The following is a 21,305-nucleotide window of genomic DNA, read 5'->3' as shown; positions in this document are numbered from 1 at the left end:
CTATTCACTCTTCATCACTATATCTGAGCTAGATTTATTGACTTGTATAATATCATTAGCCAATGCCTTGGCTATATAATGCAAGTGTATTTTGATTTTTATGGAATATATTTACAGCTCATTTTTACATGCTTATAATATATAATGAGATATTCAAACCAAAAACAGCTGTTATAGTTATTAAAATATTTTATTTATGGTAACAATAGCTACAACGGTAAACATCGATGCAAGTAGTGAAGAAATTAAGCATACTAAGAAAAAATATACATGCTTAATAGACAAATTTTCTCGCATCATTTCCGTTTTCTCTATGAAAGATGAAATCATGCCGTGATTGTTTAAAGCTTTATTTCCTTGTTCGATACTTTTGATGTCAATTATATCTTTTTTATCGGGAATTTGAATGTCCGTGGTACTTTCATCTAAAATAAGTACATAACCTTCTTTTGAAATTGTTTTGATTTCGCAAGCTAAGTTGTCGAATTGGGTAAGGATTTTTCGCAAATTTGAAATAGCTTTTGTCAAGGATGTTTCGCTTACAAATACTTTCCCCCAAACTTTTTCTTGAATATATTCCTTATCCACAACACTATTAAAATTATCACATAGTAACTTTAAGATTACTGCCTCGCGACCACCTATCTTCACTGTATTTTCTTGTGTACTAATCTGTCTTTTAAGTACATCAAATACTAACTGATTTCCCAACACATAGTTTCTTGTCATTTTTTGCCCTCTTAAGTTCACTCGTTTGATATAAGTCTAGTGTTAAGTATGATAAATGAACCCTATTCGTTTTATGAATAAGGTATTTAATGATTTTTTCTTGGTTATTAGACTAGTTTGTTTGACTGCTTTTTGCTGTGTCATTTGCTTGCCGTGCTCATTACTGTCAAAAGCAGTCTTTAGTCTATTTATGCGGTGCAGCAATTTATTCATCGCTAGTGACTCATGTTGCTATATTGTGTTTTATAAATTAATAATTAGTCATTTTATTAAGTTTAGGAGATAACTTTGTATTGCCCTCAGCACTTGATTTCTGTGTTATTCCTTGTTCGGTCATTTCAAATATTGTTGTTGATCAAGTTTAATTTACTTCAATAGTTAAACTATGCATCAATCGAAAAACACCGCCTTGTAAGTAAGTTAGTAATTTATATTTTTTTGTAATTGTTGTTTTTTGATATTTTCGTGATTTTCTGGAAAAAAATTTTCACATTTCCCAGTTGTGTCATGATAGTTTTTGGTAAATCTGCAAGTATATCGAATTGATATTTATGATTTTAATATGTACTAAACAACAAAACAATGCGTCAAGTGCTCAATAACGGAGAGGCATACTAGCGAGACTTGCTTAAAAAAAAAACTCTATTTTTTTCATGGCTATGAATTTTTTGTTCTTTTGCCCTTTAACTTGCGAAGTTGATTTTCATAACACACTGTTTTTTGATGGTTTTCTGGTAATTATATTGTTGTATTATTTGTCAAAAACGACCTTGAGGTTGTTAAAAAATTCATTGCAGTGATTGATCTATGCCAATACACCTTCCTACAGTCAAGAGGTTTTTATCTGATAATATTTTCTGCTATAAGTCGAATGAGGTTGCAGTACACATTAGGTCTCATGGGCTAAAACTAGGAATGTCTGCGATACTAAGTCGTTGTATGCTGTAGCCAAATTTTAATAAGTCACGACGTAGTAGCAAATACCCTTATCTTAAACAAGAATTATTACTATTATTAATTGAGTGTTGTTTTGCCAATGGAGGTATTGCTTTTAAGTTCCAGTTATTACTCAGAGTGATCCTATCTACAGCTATCCTGCGTATGGAAATGTAGTAAAAAAGAAAGTCCATTATATTGAAGGAGATAGAATGAAAGCGTTGCCGAAACTAAATCAACTTAGAAATCTTAGGGCTATTATTCAACATGGAAATATTAGTGCTGCTGCACAAATGCTTCATCAGACACAGTCGACATTGACGAGAAGTATCCAGGAGCTTGAAAAGACGCTGGGTGTTACCTTGTTAGACAGAGGGATGAATAGCACTGTATTAACTAAAGCCGGCATGATGTTTGAGCCTAGAATGAATTTAATCCTGAATGAGTTAGAGAGAGCAGTTGATGAATTACGACAAATTGAGAAATTATCAGATGGGAAAATAGCTTTTGGTTGCTCTCATTTCCCTGCTACTAGTATTGTTCCTGATGTTATTAAAAAGTTCCAAGAACGCCATAATTCCACTCGGATTACTATTATTGAAGGGCAGCTTTCTGAATTACTAAGCTCTTTACGTATGGGGAAGCTAGATTTTTTTATTGGCGTTGTATCTTCCGATTTAATGCTTAATGAGTTTGTTGAAGAGAGGTTGACATCGTGTAGTTTTTCGGTCGTAGCTCGCAAAGGACATCCTCTTGCTAATAGTACTTCACTAGCTGAACTACAGGCTGCAAAATGGTATATTCCAGCTGCAAGTCATGGATATTATAGCGATTTAGAAATAGTAATTTTTCCTAATGGAGTCAAATCTTGTGGTTCGGTAATTTTTGGTGATTCAAGTGCCATCGCTCGGAAACTTGTATTAAATGAGGACTATTTGTTTGTTGGTCCTAGACCTATGTTTTTAGCTCCACATCACAAAGACTTGATATCTATTATTCCAATTAAGGATAAGCTTCCTAAGGGCCATTATAGCTTGATTTTTCCTCGTAACAAAAAATTAACTCCAGCTGCATTGAATCTCGTTAATGAAATTCGCTTCGCATATTTTGATTTCATAAAATCGCATAGCTAATTTATTAGGGTAAATCTAAATTAAGATATTTTATAGCCCTGTGGTGACGGCTCTGCAAGAACTCACCTATTACTGTGAACACTTAGAAAAACGACGGCGGCATTTTACGACAAGCTGTCAGCACTTTTAAAAAACTGACACCAAAACTATTTTAAACCGCCAACCTTTAGGCAATGAGTTGGCGCAACTTAAATACGTTATTTATGAAAGAATTAGCTCGATTTCTACCTCTATTATGTATTTAACTACTTTTAGTAGTTCTTATTAAATTGACTTCGGGAACTATCGCTCGAACGCACATAATATTGTTTTTTTTAACATGGTGGCTAGGTTTCTTGTTGTTCTATAATAGAATTAAATTATTGCGTCTAATTAATATGGACGCAATAAAATCTTATGTAATTGATAATTTTTTAATTATCGGTTAATTTTCCAAATTTATAGATAATATAATCGCTCATTCGAGATGCTAACATTTGGTGTACCTCTTGGCTTGGATGAACTTCATCATGAAATACATGCCGATGTGCAGGATCAAAAGCTTTACTCGTGCCAAAGATATCCACATAACCGACACTATTTGCTGTGTGAGTGTCATAACCTACCTTATCAGCTTTATCTAGTAATTCAGTAAATTGATTATCGAAATCGAAAAACTGTATATTTACTCCTTCGGCCTTATATCGCTCCGCGAGTTCTGCTATTTTTTGGCTTAGGCTAGCATTATGTTCACTGGCGAGAGCACTATTACTGGTGCGATATGTTTCGTCTTGTTTTTGGGCATAGGCTGTCTTCGTGAAGTCTGGAATCCCTGTAACTAAGATGTTTTTTATTTTTTTATTTCCCACTAATTTAGTGATTTGTTTCTCGTAACAGTGTACCACTTTTTGAGTGTCTTTCTTATCGAACGTCATATAATCGTTGCTGCCCAGAGCGAGTATGACTAAGTCATCAGATTTAAAATCATGTTTTTTAATTTGACGTTCCATGTTGGAAATAAACCAGAAGGTGGGATTTAACTTGGAATATTTAGCCGCTACAGCACCACCTTCGGCATAATTTACCAGTTCTTTATTCAAATAGGCAGGTGAAGATATAAAATCTGGCCATACGAAACCATTGGTAAAACGTCCAGCGTGATATTGTTTAGAGGAAAGCATTATTCCCAAGGTTTTTGATTTCATTCGGCCTTCTGAATCCGATAGACTATCTCCTATCACGACCAAACGTTTAATATGATTCAGTGATGCGTGATCATGAGGGGTTAATATATTAGAAAGCCTTTGTTGACGCTCTTGGTGATCATTTACTGCGACTTCAAATAAACGGTGGCTGAAGTCTGTCATCTGAGTGGGTCCATCAATCGTATCCTGTGTCGATACAGGTCCCTTCACCACACTATTATGGTGCTGATACTTTAGTCGTGAGTGTGGAGATTGGGATGATGCTAATAGAGGCCGAACATGTTTTATTGAGATTGTAGGATTGCGGTGTTGGGTGTTCGTATTGAGTGGTACGAATATTGTTCCTTGAACTATGCGAAATGGCATAGGGATATTTCCTATTGGTTATCTGTCGGTTTTATGACTATCAGACTTATTAGACAGATGTACACCATAAAAATAATGAAATACTCTGATGATTATTGAATTAGAGCTTGAGGTCTGTATCTATATGGTTTCTAGACGATCATACTGTATTGGCTTGAAAATATTTTTCTATCCAAGAGGGCTTATTACTTAAATCACTCTCCAGTGACCCCATTCCTACCTTGTTTCCTGTGCTAATTGACCCTCTGGCGGATGGGCATAGCTAGCCTTATGTCTTGTTCATCACTTTTAAACCTGACTGTTGTAATCCCGCAGACTCAATTTCGGGCTGATGGACTGTTTATAACAATTTACCGATATAGCTCACCTTTACATGGTGAGTATTTTAAAGGTGAGGTAGCGGCATTAGCCATTTATAGTCACCACCTATGCATTGTATTTACTAATTTTTATTTTTTTCAAACGTGTTTTCTGTGGCTAAAGTTTAAGTCTATCAATCCTGCTTAGTGAAGGAGGAATGATAATATTTATTCATGTTTATTCACGTTAGTTCCCTTAAATAGTTTTTGATAATTAAAAGTGATGAAATATTATATTTTTTCATTAAGGAAATATACTGATATCGAATATGCTCATTTTTTAACTCAGTGGAAAACTTGACATGCGCATGAATATATTTAGTAAAGCTAACTCTTATGACTTATTGACGCCGAATTTAAAAAATAGCGATAATTCGTCACCGATTCAATTGGTTTCTGTTCGTCCGTTGACTGAACAAGAGAAGAAAAATTTAACAAAAAATAAAACTTATTCTAACTTTATTAAAAATAACAAATCAATCAAGTCTGCAACCGTACTGACTAAAATTAAATCTTTATTTGATAATAGCTCTGGTAAGAACAAAATGTTAAGTAAGCGAGGCTTAACTATTGAAGTTAAAAAAGGTTCAACCGAAGAAGCAAGTGCTCAATGGAAAAATGACCCGCGACGAAATCACTTCAAGTCTGCAGACTTATCGTTACACAGCCTACAATCAGACAAGCAAACTGTTCTTAAAGGTCAATTGTCACCCTTAATCGGCAAGGGGATTATTGATTGTCATAAAAAATACGAACACTTACCATTCCCTATAACTCATATTCAAAATGATAAGAATGGCCAGTATATTTCTTCAGATACTCTAGAAAGTAAAGCTGGATTAATATATTACACTGGCGATCACATTGTACCAGAGGAATTAATTCCTGGAAGCCCAATTGGGCAGTATTTTCATCAAGCAACATTTGATAACAACCTGCATATACTCGCTGTGGATAATGGTAATAAAGGTACTATTGGTATCTCATTCGATTTAAATCAAGTCAAAGAGGGCCAGCCTATTTTAATTCATGCTGGGAGTTTATCGGGATGCTCTGTTGTGTTTGCTACTAAGTCTAGTAAGTTGTTTGCTTTCCATGCTGGTCAATATAATAATGAAAATAACGATTGGATTACAGGAGAGAAAGGTGCGGAGTCGATTGCACAAAGTGCTGAATTTTTAGCTAGTGACACATCTAATACTTTACCATGTACTAATAACCAAGAGTTAGTAAGTTATTTATCTAGCCATTTCGACCAATCTGCTTTTATTTATTGTGGTCACGGTGAGTCAGTCATGAACCAATCCAATGTAAACTGCTTTGATTATGACATGGGACCAAAACGAGATGAAGCCCGCGTAGGAAATGCCATGGCTTTAGTTAGTAAAAATAAAGGTAAAATCAGTGTGAATGTATTAGGAGATGATCTTAGTATAGATAGCGGTAGCTTTGAAACACGATCATTGCAACATTCGATGTTCGCATTATTTGCTGACAAAGAGTTTTCTCGTTAATTGGCTAATTTTTCTCTATTATATTAACTAATTAAGCAGCTAATCAGTTGGAAAAAACTATTAGCTGCTTAAATTTTTATTAAGAAAATTGTTAATTATTTAAAAAGTCATTTATTAGGTTAAATTATAATTAGTGGTCGTTGGTTTTTTCTTTGAACTATAAAGTTTCTGAAAGCTCACGGCTAAATTGCGTGGCTATACGTATCTACAGTTTACGCTATACTCGGCGCTTCCCATCCGTGCCATGCTTTTTAATTTTCCACTCGCCTTCGCCATCGACTTTCAAGTCCGTCGACTGGATAGCAAAGTGCTCAATGGTGCTTCTTGTTTTGGTTTTGAAGGCGATATTAACGCTTTTTGCTCGCTTGATGATACAGGTGCAAGATAGTTGGATGTCGCCTAGTTTAAGCACTGAATTGATAAAGCCTTGCAGGGATCGCAACGGCATAGAGAAAACATGTTTAACCATCCGGTGGTAATAGCTAAGGTCACTAAACAAGCGGGGACGCCTTTATTGCAATGCTTAGTTTTCGTTTTCCACATTGTGATAGCCTCTTCATCAATCCAGAAGGTAAGCAAACCACGGTTTATCAAGGCTTGGTTATAGCGTTTCCAGTGAGTGGTTTTGTCGTGAGGTTTTGGCACGATTGATGGTGAAGAAAGTGGATTATGCTGGTCAGATCAGCAGACAGTGTTTTAGTTCAATCGATTTAGGAAACAAAGCTCTTTTATAGCCCAAGCTGACCAGCAATAACCGCCAGCTTAATGATGGGCAATACAGCTATTGTATTTATTGGATTGATATTGATGGAAAACAGTAATGTATCAGTCGATCGAAGCTGAAATGGTTACTAAATTTGTATCAGTAAAAGAGGTGATTTAAAAGCCATTATGCACAGAGATGATTTAGTGGGTTAACTTTAGCGTCTAGTCTGAGTATCATCAGTCCAATATATTATCCCGCATCAATTGTGGTCGTTTAATCCAACGATTGAGTAATGAGTATGAAAGCGCATTTGATCACCCGTCAGGGGTGGCAAACTTTAGATAAAGAATTGAAGTATTTGTGGAAAGAATATCGGCCGCAAATCACCCTTAAAGTCCAAGAAGCGGCGGCGCAGGGCGACCGTAGCGAGAACGCTGATTACACTTACAACAAGCGTTTATTAAGACAAATTGACGGCCGAGTCAGGTACTTAGTTAAGCGGCTGGAAGAGTTAAAAATCGTCGATTACTCACCGCAGCAGGAAGGTAAAATATTCTTCGGCGCTTGGTTCGAGCTTGAAAATGAAGCTGGTGATCGCGTGCGTTATCGGATCGTCGGTAAAGATGAGCTCGATACAAAATTAGGCTATATCACCATAGACTCGCCCATGGCGCGTGCCTTAATCGGCAAGCAAGTGGATGATGAGGTGCTAGTGCAAACGCCATCGGGTCCAAAAGAGTGGTATATCAATCAGATCCGTTATACCCCTTTTGAAACTACTCTCGCCAGCGAGGCGAATTAACCACAGAGTTGCCGCTGTTAAAATAGCGGCGGTGGTCACGGGATTGCGGGAAAGATCAAACTCTCTGATTTGACCTAGGCTTTAGCATGAAACATACGGGGCGCCTGTGGTATCTTTGGCGTAATAACGATTTACTTTACAGTTAGGCACGACACTTTATTTATGCAAACTAATGCACATAACATCGCTCTGATTATCGCTCAAGAACTGAATGTTCGTGAGCAACAAGTTGCCGCAACCATCACTTTGCTCGACGATGGCGCGACAGTTCCCTTCGTTGCCCGTTACCGTAAAGAAGCCACAGGCGGTTTAGACGATACACAACTGCGTACCTTGTACACGCGTTTAGGTTACCTGCGTGAGCTGAACGACAGACGCCAAGTGATCCTGTCTAGCATCCAAGCTCAGGGTAAGTTAACGCCAGAATTACAATGGGCGATTGACGAGGCAGACAGTAAGACACGTCTTGAAGATTTATACCTGCCCTTCAAACCTAAGCGTCGTACTAAGGGCCAAATCGCTATTGAGGCTGGGCTTGAGCCATTAGCCGATGCATTACTGGCTGATCGTAGCGTAGATGTCGAGACTACAGCGGCAGGCTATATCAATAGCGAAGCGGGTTTTGCCGATGTTAAAGCTGTGCTCGAGGGCGCGCGTTATATTCTGATGGAGCGCTACGCCGAAGACGCTGAATTACTGCGTAAAGTGCGTGAGCATTTAAGCCAAAACAGTGTGTTAGAAAGTCGTTTAATTGCAGGCAAAGAGAAAGAAGGCGCGAAGTTCCGCGATTATTTTGAGCATACAGAACAGTTAGCTAAGATCCCATCACACCGTGCGCTGGCTATGCTGCGTGGGCGTAATGAAGGTTTCTTAACTTTATCTATGAATGCTGACCCAGCAGCTGAAGCGGGCCAAGGTAGTTACTGCGAAGTGATTATCTGTGATCATTTAGGGCTGAAATTAGGCGATAGCAGCGTTGATCAATGGTTGAAAACCGTGGTGACGGCGACATGGCGTATTAAGATCGCCCTGCAGATGGAAACTGAGTTTATTTCGCAAATGCGCGAACGCGCTGAAGCCGAAGCGATTAAAGTTTTCGCCCGTAATCTAGGTGATTTATTGATGGCTGCTCCTGCGGGCGCGAAAGCCACCATGGGACTCGATCCTGGTTTACGTACCGGTGTTAAAGTAGCTGTGGTCGATAACACGGGTAAGTTGTTGTGCCATGCGACTATTTTCCCACACGCACCGCAAAATCTGTGGGAAAAGTCGATCCGTACTTTGGCTAACTTAGTCAAAATGCATAAGGTTGAGCTGATTGCGATTGGTAACGGCACTGCATCACGGGAAACTGACAAGCTGGCCGCTGAGCTGATTGCCGAAGTGAAAGATACCCATCCACATTTGACCAAAGTGATGGTCAGTGAGGCGGGTGCGTCTGTGTATTCTGCATCGGAATTGGCGGCGTTGGAGTTTCCTGATCTTGATGTGTCGATTCGTGGCGCTGTGTCTATCGCCCGCCGCTTGCAAGATCCATTAGCCGAATTGGTGAAGATTGAGCCTAAGTCTATCGGTGTCGGTCAATACCAACACGACGTGAGTCAAAGCCAATTATCGGGTTCGTTGGAAGCCGTGGTGGAAGACTGTGTAAACGGCGTGGGTGTAGATCTCAACATGGCCTCAGTGCCGTTATTGTCACAAGTGGCTGGTTTAAATAAGACGTTAGCGAAAAACGTGGTCGATTATCGCGATGCCAATGGTCAGTTTAAGAATCGTAAAGAGCTGCTGAAAGTACCGCGTTTAGGGCCTAAAGCCTACGAGCAAGCGGCGGGCTTTTTGCGTATTCGAGAAGGGGACAATCCACTCGATGCCTCGTCTGTGCATCCAGAGGCTTATTCGCTAGTGGAAACTATCGCTAAGACTAAGCAAGTAGCGTTGGCGAGCCTGATGGGTAACTCTGATTTGCTGCGCAGCATCAAGGCAGAAGAGTTTATTACGGCGGAATTTGGTCTGCCGACGGTGACGGATATTTTAGCCGAACTGGATAAGCCAGGACGCGATCCCCGCGGTGAGTTCAAAACCGCCAAGTTTAAAGATGGTGTTGAAGAACTTAAACATCTGAAACCTGAAATGGTACTCGAAGGCGTAGTGACCAACGTGACTAATTTTGGTGCCTTCGTCGATATTGGCGTACATCAAGATGGGCTCGTGCATATTTCTTCTCTAACCGACAAGTTCATCAGCGACCCGCACACTGTGGTGAAAGCGGGAGATGTGGTGAAAGTCAAAGTAATGGAAGTTGACGTTGAGCGCCGCCGCATCGGTTTGAGCATGCGTTTGGATGAAGCTATCGACCAAAGCAAGCCGCAGCAAAGACCACACAATCCTGCCAGAACTAATCACGGTAAAACACCGCAGTCAGCGAAACCGGCTGCGCGTCCTGCGCAAAAGCAAACACCTAAAGCGCCAGCAAACGCTGCCATGGGCAATGCCTTTGCCGATGCCTTCGCTAAGCTGAAAAAGTAAACGTTGTAATGTAAATACTCGGACATACGTCATGTCCGAGTCGACTTTTTAACCTGTTACTCACAAAATTGTTGCATAAATGTCGTCTTAGGGAATATAAAGTCGGCATTTAATGCAACGTTAAGCAAAATCGGTTGTCATAGCACATAGCACATAGCACATAGCACATAGCACAGCTTATTCACCGATTTTTTCAAATTGACACTCCAAAGCAGAGTGGCTCTTTTTATACGTTTTGGGGTAACACATGCAATCTGGTTTATCACCTCGCGGGCGAAACAATGCCCATGGGCCTTTTCGCGCCATCTTTATCTTTTCGTTATTAGTGCTTTTCATTGCCACCGCGAGCCGTATCGCTTTAGGGCTGTGGCAAGCCGATCGCGTGGCCGCTGTTGATGGTTGGTCGCATCTCTTAATCCAAGGTTTACGCGTCGATATCGCTACCCTGTGCTGGTTATGGGGTATTGCCGCCTTAGGGACTGCATTATTTTCAGGTGATCATTTTATTGGCCGTCTATGGCAGCCGATTCTACGGGTGTGGTTAACCGTCGGCTTGTGGATCATACTGTTTTTAGAAGCATCGACCCCCGCCTTTATTGAAGAATACGGTTTTCGTCCGAATCGTTTGTATGTGGAATATCTGATCTACCCGAAAGAAGTGCTTTCTATGTTGTGGGCGGGTCGTAAGCTTGAGCTTATTTTCTCAATATTATTAACCATAGGTACACTCTGGGGCGGTTGGGTTCTCAGCGGTAAACTGACGAGAAACCTGCGCTTTCCACGCTGGTATTGGCGTCCAGTATTAGCGTTAATTGTTATCGCAATTACGATATTAGGTGCCCGTTCAACCTTGGGTCATCGTCCGCTTAACCCCGCTCTGGTGGCCTTTGCTGACGATCCATTAGTGAACTCTTTAGTTATTAACTCTGCTTATTCCTTGGTGTTTGCCATTAAGCAGATGGATAGTGAAGAAGACGCTTCTAAAGTGTATGGCAAGCTAGATAACACGGAGATTATTGCAACGATTCGTCAGGAAAGTGGTCGCCCTGAAAGTGCCTTTACTTCAACGGATATCCCATCACTGAGCTTTAACCAAGCCAGTTATACTGGTAAGCCAAAGAACTTAGTGATCCTACTGCAAGAGAGCTTAGGCGCACGTTTTGTCGGCAGTTTAGGTGGGTTACCCCTGACCCCGAATATCGATGCCTTGTCTAAAGAGGGTTGGTATTTCGATAACTTGTACGCTACTGGTACACGATCTGTGCGCGGAATTGAAGCCGTGACAACAGGTTTTACGCCAACGCCAGCTCGTGCTGTGGTGAAGCTAGGTAAGAGCCAAGTTGGCTTTTTCAGTATTGCTGAATTACTTAAAAATCATGGTTATACAACGCAGTTTATTTATGGTGGTGAGAGCCATTTCGACAATATGCGTAGCTTCTTCTTGGGCAACGGCTTTAGTGACATCATAGATCAGAAAGATTACAAATCTCCGGCCTTCGTGGGCTCGTGGGGCGCGTCAGACGAAGATTTAATGCGCAAGGCCAACAGTGAGTTTGAGCGTCTGCATAGCGAAGGTAAGCCTTTCTTTAGTTTAGTGTTTAGTTCGAGCAACCATGATCCATTTGAATTCCCAGATGATCGTATCGAACTTTATGAACAACCTAAGCAAACTCGCAACAATGCGGCGAAATATGCTGACTATGCGGTTGGTGAGTTTTTCAAATTGGCGAAAAACGCGGACTATTGGAAAGATACGATTTTTATCGTGGTTGCCGACCATGACAGTCGAGTGGGTGGTGCGGATCTGGTGCCAGTATCGCGTTTCCGTATTCCGGGATTAATTCTTGGGGATAATGTTGCGCCAAAACGCGATCATCGTATTGTGAGCCAGATTGATTTACCGCCAACACTGTTATCATTGATTGGTATTTCAGATTCTTATCCTATGCTGGGCCGTGACTTAACTCAGGTCAGCGATGATTGGCCAGGGCGTGCTCTGATGCAATACGATAAAAACTTTGCGCTGATGGAAGGTAAAGATGTGGTCATTCTGCAACCAGAGAAAGAGGCACAGGGTTTCGAATACAATGAAAAAACTGAGCAGTTAACGCCTCATCCACCCGCTGCTGCCGCGCTAGAGAAGAAAGCCTTAAGTTGGGCATTGTGGGGCAGTTTGGCCTACCAGCAAGAGCTGTATCGTTTGCCTAAATAAGCGTTAAACAGAATGGAAAATGCCGCTATTTTTAGCGGCATTTTTGTTTATCACTCATGCTAATTTTGTGCGCAAACGGATTCATACGATTGGAATAGGTTAAATCCACGTCGACATAATAGATTCTTGTTCTGGCTGAGTCTGTTGTTGATAGAACTGACTAATGCGTTGCCCAAGTTGTTGATAAAATTGACTCGATTCGCCTTGAAGCGATTGCCTTGCCGTACTGCTGGTATTCGCTTTGGCGTTACTGCTGGCATAACTTGTTGCACCTTGACTGACCTTTAAGCGTATATCCTTACGTTGCAGCGCCGCTTGGCCTCTTGCTGCAATTTTTAGCGTTTTAGGTAAAACACGCTCGGCCACTACAAGGGGCGCTTTTTTCTCTTGCTGTTGTTGGTTCTGTTGCTGCGAGGATTGCTGTTGCTGCTGTTTTTCTTGAACTTGCTGCTGATTATGCTCGAGCGTTTTCGCCTGTTGTTGGGCTTGATCCGCTGTGCGTTCATTCTGTGGATTAAAGGCGCGTTCTTCGTGACCTTTAGTTGCCGCTTGTGGTGGGATGACCACAGGTTTCAGTTGGTTGTCGACCCGAGCCGAGTCCGTCGCGACATTACTGGTCGCTAGCGGGACTTGGGGGTAGTTACTGACAACTAACATGGAAAATTCCTTGGCACATTAATGGTTAAATACTAGTCATTAATCGCTCAAAGATAAAGCGTTAACGTGTCTGTAACGTTAACCAAGGCATAAATACCTGCAAAAACTCCTGCTGATGGGAAATAAAGGGCGCGTGAGAGGCTTTGGCGAGCATCACATCCTCACTTTGAGCTGTGATGGGCATTTTAGGTGGTACGCGTTTGGGCACTAGCCCGTCGAGTCGGCCCCAGATCCTTAGCCAAGGTTGTTGCAACTCTATCAGTTGCTGCCTTAAGTCGACGTCGGTTAGCATATTTAGGCCTTGAGTTAAGGCTCTGGTATTGGGTAAAGGACGTGCGAGGACAAGATCGCGCAGTTGTTTGATATCTTCCTTGGCGGTTTCGCTACCCATGGCTTGAATTGCCAGAAATCTCTCTATAGTTTTAGGTAAATTTTGGCCGAGTTGTTCTCTAAATTGATGAAGGACTTGTGGCGGAATGCCCGGCCATGCTTCGTCTTCCCTTGCCATAAAGCAAGGGGATGAGGCAATGGTAATCAAGCCTTTGATTTTTTGTGGATAACTTAACGCTGCCTGAGTCGCAACGAGCCCACCGAGTGACCAGCCGGCCCAAATAGCGTGTTCAGGCAATGCAGCGACTAAGGTATCTACCCAGGTTGATAGGCCACCTTCAACCATTTGGCTATGGCCGAAGCCCGGCAAGTCTACATAGTGCACCCTATACTGAGACAGTGACTCATGTAATGGCGTAAACACAGCGCTATTCACTCCCCAACCGTGAAGCATCACCAGATCTGGCCCTTGGCCGCTGATTTCAATATGCAAATTTGCTTGGTTTGTGGATGTCACTTTGCTCACTTGAGTGCCTCAAAAATGGATTAGGTGAATGTATGCCGCACTTTGTCAAAAGGATTTGGCCGCAATCTGCTTTGCGGATAATGCGTTTAGGCTATCAACTCGGCACAAGGTGGTTGGCGGGCAGTTTACCTAACCGTTGCCTGCTGTGCCACCAATCCATATCACTTCCCGAGACTGGCATTTGTGCCGTTTGTCTTCAATCTGGCTTATATCATGGGTCTATTTGCTTAGGTTGCGGTAAGTCGATGCAAATAGAAGTCGATTATTGCGGTGAATGCCAAAAGCGCCAGCCACGTAAAGTTATTGCACCTTGTAGTTATCATCAAGGTTTGGGGGCTTGGGTTGGTGCGATTAAATATCAAGGTCAACTTGCCGCTTTGCCCGTTCTGTGTCGCGCCTTAGTGGCACGACTTAAGGTATTAGAACAGCAAGGATTAATCTCGCTGCCTCAAGCGATAGTGCCAGTTCCATTGCATCCAAAACGTTTGCAACAACGGGGATTTAATCAGGCGTGGTTAATTGCCCATGAGTTATCACAGCTCTTGCAACTGCCGTTAGTGAGCGAAGGGTTAATACGCCAACAAGACACTCGACCGCAGGCGGGGCTTTCGGGGGCACAGCGACGACGCAACTTACATGATGCCTTTATGTTAGCGGATGATTTTGCGTTCCAGCGTGTTGCATTGGTGGATGATGTGGTGACCACTGGCACTACAGTCTCTGAAATTGCTCGCTTATTCGAAGCGCGTTATGTGCATGTTCAAGTATGGTGTTTGGCAAGGGCTGAAGCGCCAGGCTTGTTGGATGACATTTAAAAACGGTTAAAAGCATTGCTCCATTATATCTTTGTGTATGTCAAAATTATGTCAAAAATACTGAGTAAAAATGAATAAGTTTTAATTTTGCGACAAGATGTAAGTATCTGTATCAATGGGTTTTGTTTATTTTCTGTATTGAGATACCTTCCTATGTTATTTCGTTTGGAGGGTATTTATGGACGCTAAACTGGCGCGATCAAATGCAGATACGGCATCAACGCTGAAGGACGTTATTCAGGCGATAAACTACTCTTTAAAGCTACATGGTTTTTGTGGTTTCTGGTTTCAAGGAGTTCCACATTGTGCGTATGAAAATTATCACTTTCCAAAAGATACCAATCTGTTCTCTCCTACGGCACTAAGAAAACCTATCGCCAGCATAGCTTCTTCCCCTGTTACGGCTGAATTACAGCGTTTTTATTTAAATCAGATAGCCTCCCATGATTTCAATTTTGGTTTTTCATTGGATACTTCAAAATCTTATATGTATAGATTCACGAGTGAAAAAAATGATAAGACCAGCCTACTGTTTAGTAAGCATAATATTCAAAGTGTTTTGAGCTGGCCCATCTCATGCCACTCTAATCGTCATTGGACAGGCCGGTTTATACTACTTAGCCATCTTAGTGCTTCGGAGGTGGTGTTAGAGGGATTGGCAGGCACTTTAAAGGAAGCTCAAAACAAGTTTTTTGAATGTAATAAACAATTGTTCAATCCATTTCTACAAAGCTCTCTGCTTAAAGATAATGCGAGAGATATCCTACTTATGGTCGCAAACGGTCTTCAAAACGACGAAATTTCAACTCAGCTCCCGATAAGTGTCAGAGGAGTTGAATATCATATGGAATCCATGCGTAAGAAATTTGGGGCTACAAATAGAGCAAATTTAATCCATTTAGCCCATCAATATGAGTTGATTTAAAAATGTTGATATTACTGGTTGAAGATAATCGACTTCTTTCTAACAACATCATTCAATATCTTGAATTGAGTGGTATAGAGTGTGATTACGCTTTCAACTTGGCACAAGCGGATATGCTCATTAGTCAGCAGCAGTTCGACGCTATTATTCTCGATCTAAATTTGCCGGATGGTGATGGGATTGAAGCCTGTGAACGCTGGAAAGCACAGTGCATTACCTCACCAGTAATCATGTTAACTGCACGTAGTAGTCTGAATGATCGCTTGAGTGGGTTTGCTGTGGGCGCGGACGATTATTTAGTAAAACCCTTTGCAATGGAGGAACTGGTCGCGCGATTGAAGGTGGTTGCTCAGCGTCGTCCCGCACCCCAAAGGTTGACTATTGGCGACCTAGAAATCGATTTTGCAAACCACATGGTGTATCGGCAAGGGCAACAGCTGGCTTTGTCTAAAACCGGATGGCATATCCTGGCTTTATTAGCTAGGCGTAGTCCAGAAACGGTGAGTAGAGAAGAGATTGAGCGAATGCTTTGGCCCGACAGCGTACCTGATAGTGACAGCTTGCGCAGCCATATTCATCTTTTACGTCGAGTGATCGATCGCCCCTTTGAACGGCAAATATTACATACGATTCGTGGTGTCGGTTTAAGCCTTAGAGATGATACCAATGCAAGCGCCTAAACTTAGCCTCAAGCGTAGCTATCAAGTGTGGGGAGTTATTTTTCTATTAATAACTTTAGGTGTAAATAGTTTTATCCCGCTTTGCATGATGTGTGCAGGTATGATTTCTATGCATGAAGTCACAATGCACAATGCAGGGCAAGCGGCCGAAGCATTACTGAAGCTGGCGGAGCCAACTCAGCAATCATTAGTTCATCAACCACTTCTAAAAACCGATAACTTAACTGTCTATCCTCATTGGCGAGATATTCCGCTGCAAATTCGTGAGTTAAGTAACAATGAAGTCTTAACTGATGCGAGCAAAATTCACTATGAGCATGCAGAAGGTCCCATTGTTAACGCGTTAAGTGTGTACTACACCCAAACTGGCCAGCCGCTATATGTTTGGCTGCAGTTTAGTGTTACCCATGATTTGCAATTTGCCCCTAAAAATATGACGGCGATCTTGCTGCTTGTCTTGATAACCTTTTGTGCCAGTGCAAGTTTAGCGTTTTATATGCAAAGTAAAGTGATTACGCCTGTTCATCAAATTAGTCATGCGATTAAACAACATGATTGGGAAGGAGGAGGAAAACTGAGTTTACCAGAACAAGAATATGCTGAATTAAAAGCTATTGTTGATGCTTTAGATAACTCGATTTTACAACTTCAGGAGGCTCAGCAGCGAGAACTCAATTTTTTACGTTTTGCTAGTCATGAGTTACGTACGCCAGTCGCCATATGCCAATCTTCATTTGAAATCCTCGCATTACAACAAGGTGAGCTTACGGGGGCAACTCTGTATGCTTCCCAAGCGACCAATCAAATGAAGTCACTCATTGAAACCCTACTATGGTTAACTAATAAAGAGTGTTCAAACCTAGAAAAGGAAAACGTAGCATTATCGCCTTTACTTACCAGTATTATCGAGGAGCAGCAACGGGTACATGGTTATGAGCAAAAAATTCAATTATTATGTGACTATACTTGCTTGCCAGTTCAGCTTCATCCGCTAAAAATCATATTAAGCAATTTATTAAGGAATAGTATTGAGCATGGTGGGATGGATATTAGTATTACTCAAGATGCTTGTTGTATAGCAATAACCAATTCCTACAATAGTAAGGGCCGCCATGGATTTGGTTTAGGGCTTTTACTGGTGAAACGTCTCGCGAATCAACTGGGTTGGATTTTTACTAGCTCATCTGCAAATAATTTATTTACTGCTAGGCTGGTAATATCTAATAACTAAAGAATGGGAACTATAGATTTACTGCATTAAACCACACACTTTTAAAATGCAAAAGCGCCGTTGGGCTTAGATCACATAGTCATCATGCTATTCGTAGTAACTTTATTATATAAAGTTTACTGGTCGATAAGTATTTTAAAATACTTCCTAGAATACATGGTTGAGAGGGACTCTATGTGTAAAAAAAGTGTGGCATCTATTTTAGTCAGTGCAATTATTTTTAGTGGTTCAGTATATGCTGATGTGAATAAAACGAGCGTGGATTTAGGTTATAAGTTTTATACCAGTGAAGCAAAAAATGATAACCCGGGTGTTTTTAATCAACCTTTTGTAAAGTTGAATCATTTAGGTATTGCTGATTGGGGTACTTACTTTGCTAATCTTAAGCTCGAAAACCCTGCTGAAATCGCGGAAAATCAGAAGAACCTTGATGGTAAAACTACCATTAAGTCATTATTGATACTTGAAAATAAGCTGGGAGAGTCGCAGTTCAACTTTTGGACTCAGAACTTTATCTCTGCGAGTGAAACGCTAGTTGAAGATAATCTTTACTTAGGTATTACCCATAATGCAAAAATTCAAAATTTATCAGTAAACTATGGTGTCGGTTTAAATTATACCATTGGTAGCTTTTCCCCCACATCAGAGAAGTTTAATGATCTGTCAGGTTATGCCGTGGTTTTAAATGCAAAGTACCCATTTGAGTTACTAGGGTTAAAACATAGTTTAAGTTTGAATTATGAAGCACAAATTGATAGAGATGAAGCGCATCAATCATTATTTTCATATGACAGCTATGGCCATCAGGTAATTACAACGTTACAAACAAACCTCACAGATTCAATATTTTCAAAGTTATATATCACCCATTATGATAGCTGGGGCTCGCAATATAACGATGGGATTGAATACGGTATATCTGTTGGTTATCAGTTTTAACGGTTTATCAAATAGGTTGAATTTTTGATAAGTAGAATCTCATTTAATTTGATGCTGTTCTAGTTTTCATTAAAAATAATAAGGGAATTGTAATGCATTATAAAAAATCCATTATTGGTATTGCTGCCACGGCAACAGCAATTATTGTCGGTTGCCAAGTTACCCATCAAATAGTAAAAAGCCAGGGAACCGCTCAAGGCAAGCATGGCGAAGTGCAGGTCGAAACCACATTCAAAGACGGACACATTGTGGCGATTGATGTACTAAAGCAAAAGGAAAATAAGGTCCTTGCTGGTGCCGTATTTAAAGATGTTAAACAGGCGATTATTGATAATAACTCTATCGAGGTTGACGGTATTGCAGGCGCAACCGTAACGTCTAAAGCGCTTAAAGAAGCTGTGGGTAAAAGTATTGAAGCCGCAGGTGTTACGTTAGTTGCTGTCGCTTCAGCTAAAAAAAATGAAGCATTAACACCAGCAGAATATACCTATGATGTGGTGATTATTGGCTCGGGTGGTGCAGGTTTCAGTGCTGGTTTAGAGGCTATGGCCGCAGGCCGCTCCGCCGTTATTATTGAAAAAATGCCAATTATTGGTGGTAACTCATTGATCTCGGGTGCTGAGATGAATGTGGCTGGTAGTTGGGTACAAAAAAATATGGGTGTTACCGATAGCAAAGACCTGTTTATTAGCGACACGCTAAAAGGCGGCGATTTCAAAGGTGACCCTGAAATGGTTAAGACCATGGTCGATAATGCGGTTGATGCAGCTGAGTGGTTAAGGGATTACGTCAAAGTAGAATTTTACCCAGATCAATTATTTCAGTTTGGTGGACACAGCGTGAAACGAGCGCTAATCCCTAAAGGTCATACCGGAGCAGAGGTGATCAGCAAGTTTTCTATTAAAGCTGAAGAAGTTGGCTTACCAATTCATACCAATACTAAGGCTGAAAAGTTAATTCAAGATCAAACGGGCCGAATTGTGGGTGTAGAAGCGACTCATAATGGCAAAACGGTAACCTATTATGCAAAACGCGGTGTTGTGATTGCCACGGGTGGCTTCTCGTCTAACATGGAAATGCGTAAAAAATATAACCCAGAGTTAGATGAACGTTATGGCAGTACTGGTCATTCAGGTGGTACTGGTGACGGTATTGTGATGGCAGAAAAAATACATGCAGCAGCTAAAAATATGGGATATATCCAGTCATATCCCATTTGTAGCCCAACCTCGGGTGCGATTGCCTTGATTGCAGACTCTCGCTTCTTTGGTGCGGTGTTAATCAACCAGAAGGGTGAGCGCTTTGTTGAGGAATTGGAACGCCGAGATGTGATTTCACAGGCCATTCTAGCCCAACCAGGCCGTTATACTTATGTGCTCTGGAACCAAGCTATTGAAGATGTTGCCCATACTGTTGAAATGCATCAAGGTGAACTGAAGGAATTCACAAAAGACGGGCTAATGTATAAGGTCGACACCCTAGAAGAAGCCGCCAAAGTCTTTAATATTCCTGAAGACAAGTTGTTATCAACGATTAAAAACGTGAATCGTTATGCCGCAACAGGAAAGGATGAAGCCTTTAATCATCGCTCAGGATTGGTTGATTTAAGTAAAGGACCTTATTGGATTTTAAAGGCTACACCTTCTGTGCACCATACAATGGGTGGACTAGCGGTTGATACACGTACTCGTGTACTTGATGAACAAGGAAAAGTGATTCCGGGCTTGTTTGCTGCGGGTGAAGTGACTGGTTTAACCCATGGAACCAATCGACTCGGTGGAAATGCTTACACTGATATCATTGTCTTTGGTCGTATCGCGGGACAAGAAGCGGCTAAATAGTTTGTATTTTATGTCTGGCTTAAAGCGACCCAATTGGGTCGCTTTTGTTTGTAAATGATGCAGTTCACTCGCGTACAACACATTCGTTTAAAGCTTGTTTATGATGAATAAATCGTGATCGCTATGGCAAAAATCCATAAACTTGCTATCCAAAGGACTACAAAGCGAAGGTGAGTCGGAGTATCATACGGCTAATTCTTACTAAAACACTCAGGTATCCCCTGACGGAGCAGGTTTTCATGATTACCATTTCCGATGCGGCTCAAGCCCATTTTGTTAAGTTGTTAGCAGATCAACCTGAAGGCACTCATATTCGCGTATTTGTGATCAGTCCTGGAACCTCGCAAGCCGAGTGTGGTGTGTCTTATTGTCCACCGGATGCAGTGGAAAGTGATGATATTGAAATCGAGTTCACTGGCTTCAATGCTATGGTCGATGAGAAGAGTGCACCTTTCCTTGAAGATGCCACTATCGATTTTGTGACTGACCAATTAGGTTCACAACTCACGCTCAAAGCGCCTAACGCAAAAATGCGTAAAGTGTCTGGCGATGCTCCATTAGTCGAGCGTATCGAATACGTGATCCAATCTGAGATCAACCCTCAGTTAGCCGGCCATGGTGGTAATATCATGCTGGTTGAAATTACCAAAGAAGGTGTAGCTGTACTGCAGTTCGGCGGTGGATGTAACGGTTGTTCTCAAGTTGATATCACCCTGAAGGATGGTATCGAAAAACAACTGTTAGACATGTTCCCAGGTGAGTTGACTGGCGTACGTGACGTGACAGATCACCAACACGGTGAACATTCTTACGCTTAATCTTGTTGGTTGAGCGGAATAAAAAAACGCGATCTTAGAGTCGCGTTTTTTATATTTGGCTTTAGCTTAAACTGCT

16 protein-coding genes and 3 pseudogenes are annotated in these 21,305 nt (G+C 41.2%); 13 read left to right on the top strand and 6 right to left on the bottom strand.

Annotation, left to right across the window (positions count from 1 at the left end):
* Positions 1-180: 180 nt before the first annotated feature.
* The gene (locus tag L5L97_RS15460) at positions 181-729 is read right to left on the bottom strand and encodes a transcriptional regulator (protein ID WP_263162451.1); all 549 of its coding nucleotides are present in this window, start codon (positions 727-729) and stop codon (positions 181-183) included.
* 1,148 nt (positions 730-1,877) lie between these two features.
* Here L5L97_RS15460 and L5L97_RS15455 point away from each other — a divergent pair.
* Complete coding sequence (locus tag L5L97_RS15455) at positions 1,878-2,798, top strand: LysR substrate-binding domain-containing protein (RefSeq protein ID WP_263182712.1); 921 nt, start codon at positions 1,878-1,880, stop codon at positions 2,796-2,798.
* Between the two features lie 22 nt (positions 2,799-2,820).
* Positions 2,821-2,928 (top strand): annotated as a pseudogene (locus tag L5L97_RS15450) (transposase); the annotation flags it as partial.
* A 283-nt stretch (positions 2,929-3,211) separates the two neighbouring features.
* Here the strand turns inward: L5L97_RS15450 and L5L97_RS15445 are convergent.
* Together L5L97_RS15445 and L5L97_RS22980 are read right to left on the bottom strand one after the other, a co-directional pair.
* On the bottom strand, positions 3,212-4,144 hold the full coding sequence (locus L5L97_RS15445) for an SGNH/GDSL hydrolase family protein (RefSeq protein ID WP_263162446.1): 933 nt from the start codon (positions 4,142-4,144) through the stop codon (positions 3,212-3,214).
* 437 nt (positions 4,145-4,581) lie between these two features.
* A pseudogene (locus L5L97_RS22980) lies at positions 4,582-4,693 on the bottom strand (IS5/IS1182 family transposase); the annotation flags it as partial.
* A 316-nt stretch (positions 4,694-5,009) separates the two neighbouring features.
* Between L5L97_RS22980 and L5L97_RS15440 the strand changes: the two are divergent.
* Positions 5,010-6,221, top strand: coding sequence for a cytotoxic necrotizing factor Rho-activating domain-containing protein (locus L5L97_RS15440; RefSeq protein WP_263182711.1), 1,212 nt, complete (start codon positions 5,010-5,012; stop codon positions 6,219-6,221).
* 220 nt (positions 6,222-6,441) lie between these two features.
* On the opposite strand, the pseudogene L5L97_RS15435 reads toward L5L97_RS15440, so the two are convergent.
* Positions 6,442-6,866 (bottom strand): annotated as a pseudogene (locus L5L97_RS15435) (transposase); the annotation flags it as partial.
* 359 nt (positions 6,867-7,225) lie between these two features.
* Here L5L97_RS15435 and greB point away from each other — a divergent pair.
* The 3 genes from greB to L5L97_RS15420 all read left to right on the top strand — a co-directional run bounded on the left by greB (position 7,226) and on the right by L5L97_RS15420 (position 12,467).
* Positions 7,226-7,729 (top strand): transcription elongation factor GreB, encoded by a 504-nt coding sequence (greB, locus tag L5L97_RS15430; RefSeq protein WP_105250662.1) that lies wholly within the window; start codon positions 7,226-7,228, stop codon positions 7,727-7,729.
* Positions 7,730-7,891: 162 nt separating this feature from the next.
* Positions 7,892-10,255, top strand: a complete 2,364-nt coding sequence (locus L5L97_RS15425) for a Tex family protein (RefSeq protein ID WP_263182709.1) — start codon at positions 7,892-7,894, stop codon at positions 10,253-10,255.
* 247 nt (positions 10,256-10,502) lie between these two features.
* The gene (locus tag L5L97_RS15420; protein WP_263173416.1) at positions 10,503-12,467 is read left to right on the top strand and encodes an LTA synthase family protein; all 1,965 of its coding nucleotides are present in this window, start codon (positions 10,503-10,505) and stop codon (positions 12,465-12,467) included.
* A 99-nt stretch (positions 12,468-12,566) separates the two neighbouring features.
* Here the strand turns inward: L5L97_RS15420 and L5L97_RS15415 are convergent, their stop codons facing one another.
* Positions 12,567-13,124 (bottom strand): hypothetical protein, encoded by a 558-nt coding sequence (locus L5L97_RS15415; RefSeq protein ID WP_263173418.1) that lies wholly within the window; start codon positions 13,122-13,124, stop codon positions 12,567-12,569.
* Positions 13,125-13,185: 61 nt separating this feature from the next.
* On the bottom strand, positions 13,186-13,980 hold the full coding sequence (gene bioH / locus L5L97_RS15410) for a pimeloyl-ACP methyl ester esterase BioH (RefSeq protein WP_263182706.1): 795 nt from the start codon (positions 13,978-13,980) through the stop codon (positions 13,186-13,188).
* Positions 13,981-14,012: 32 nt separating this feature from the next.
* Between bioH and L5L97_RS15405 the strand changes: the two genes are divergently transcribed.
* The 7 genes from L5L97_RS15405 to nfuA all read left to right on the top strand — a co-directional run bounded on the left by L5L97_RS15405 (position 14,013) and on the right by nfuA (position 21,229).
* On the top strand, positions 14,013-14,795 hold the full coding sequence (locus L5L97_RS15405; protein WP_263182703.1) for a ComF family protein: 783 nt from the start codon (positions 14,013-14,015) through the stop codon (positions 14,793-14,795).
* A gap of 178 nt (positions 14,796-14,973) precedes the next feature.
* A complete protein-coding gene (locus L5L97_RS15400) occupies positions 14,974-15,720 on the top strand; it encodes a helix-turn-helix transcriptional regulator (RefSeq protein WP_263182701.1) in 747 nt (248 codons plus the stop codon).
* A gap of 2 nt (positions 15,721-15,722) precedes the next feature.
* Positions 15,723-16,400, top strand: coding sequence for a response regulator transcription factor (locus tag L5L97_RS15395; RefSeq protein WP_263182698.1), 678 nt, complete (start codon positions 15,723-15,725; stop codon positions 16,398-16,400).
* Positions 16,387-17,631: a sensor histidine kinase gene (locus L5L97_RS15390; protein WP_263182696.1), complete on the top strand. Its 1,245-nt coding sequence runs from the start codon at positions 16,387-16,389 to the stop codon at positions 17,629-17,631. The genes L5L97_RS15395 and L5L97_RS15390 overlap by 14 nt, the downstream gene beginning before the upstream one ends.
* Before the next feature lie 174 nt (positions 17,632-17,805).
* Positions 17,806-18,570, top strand: a complete 765-nt coding sequence (locus L5L97_RS15385) for an outer membrane protein OmpK (protein WP_263182694.1) — start codon at positions 17,806-17,808, stop codon at positions 18,568-18,570.
* 92 nt (positions 18,571-18,662) lie between these two features.
* Positions 18,663-20,411 (top strand): urocanate reductase, encoded by a 1,749-nt coding sequence (urdA, locus tag L5L97_RS15380; protein WP_263141477.1) that lies wholly within the window; start codon positions 18,663-18,665, stop codon positions 20,409-20,411.
* Positions 20,412-20,650: 239 nt separating this feature from the next.
* Positions 20,651-21,229, top strand: coding sequence for a Fe-S biogenesis protein NfuA (nfuA, locus tag L5L97_RS15375; RefSeq protein WP_006079591.1), 579 nt, complete (start codon positions 20,651-20,653; stop codon positions 21,227-21,229).
* The last annotated feature ends 76 nt before the right edge of the window (positions 21,230-21,305 follow it).

The sequence above is a fragment of the Shewanella sp. SM71 genome, from assembly GCF_025653905.1.
GTDB lineage: Bacteria > Pseudomonadota > Gammaproteobacteria > Enterobacterales > Shewanellaceae > Shewanella > Shewanella oncorhynchi.
Note: the sequence above shows the minus strand (reverse complement) of the source record. Positions and strands in the feature narration are given on the sequence as shown.

Bases quoted from the DNA above. Each gene is read 5' to 3' on its own strand.
- greB (WP_105250662.1), top strand. From the start codon at position 7,226: ATGAAAGCGCATTTGATCACCCGTCAGGGGTGGCAAACTTTAGATAAA.
- L5L97_RS15385 (WP_263182694.1), top strand. From the start codon at position 17,806: ATGTGTAAAAAAAGTGTGGCATCTATTTTAGTCAGTGCAATTATTTTT.
- L5L97_RS15390 (WP_263182696.1), top strand. From the start codon at position 16,387: ATGCAAGCGCCTAAACTTAGCCTCAAGCGTAGCTATCAAGTGTGGGGA.
- L5L97_RS15440 (WP_263182711.1), top strand. From the start codon at position 5,010: ATGCGCATGAATATATTTAGTAAAGCTAACTCTTATGACTTATTGACG.
- L5L97_RS15425 (WP_263182709.1), top strand. From the start codon at position 7,892: ATGCAAACTAATGCACATAACATCGCTCTGATTATCGCTCAAGAACTG.
- L5L97_RS15455 (WP_263182712.1), top strand. From the start codon at position 1,878: ATGAAAGCGTTGCCGAAACTAAATCAACTTAGAAATCTTAGGGCTATT.
- L5L97_RS15445 (WP_263162446.1), bottom strand. From the start codon at position 4,144: ATGACAGACTTCAGCCACCGTTTATTTGAAGTCGCAGTAAATGATCAC.
- L5L97_RS15420 (WP_263173416.1), top strand. From the start codon at position 10,503: ATGCAATCTGGTTTATCACCTCGCGGGCGAAACAATGCCCATGGGCCT.
- L5L97_RS15405 (WP_263182703.1), top strand. From the start codon at position 14,013: ATGCCGCACTTTGTCAAAAGGATTTGGCCGCAATCTGCTTTGCGGATA.
- nfuA (WP_006079591.1), top strand. From the start codon at position 20,651: ATGATTACCATTTCCGATGCGGCTCAAGCCCATTTTGTTAAGTTGTTA.
- L5L97_RS15400 (WP_263182701.1), top strand. From the start codon at position 14,974: ATGGACGCTAAACTGGCGCGATCAAATGCAGATACGGCATCAACGCTG.
- L5L97_RS15395 (WP_263182698.1), top strand. From the start codon at position 15,723: ATGTTGATATTACTGGTTGAAGATAATCGACTTCTTTCTAACAACATC.
- L5L97_RS15460 (WP_263162451.1), bottom strand. From the start codon at position 729: ATGACAAGAAACTATGTGTTGGGAAATCAGTTAGTATTTGATGTACTT.
- urdA (WP_263141477.1), top strand. From the start codon at position 18,663: ATGCATTATAAAAAATCCATTATTGGTATTGCTGCCACGGCAACAGCA.
- L5L97_RS15415 (WP_263173418.1), bottom strand. From the start codon at position 13,124: ATGTTAGTTGTCAGTAACTACCCCCAAGTCCCGCTAGCGACCAGTAAT.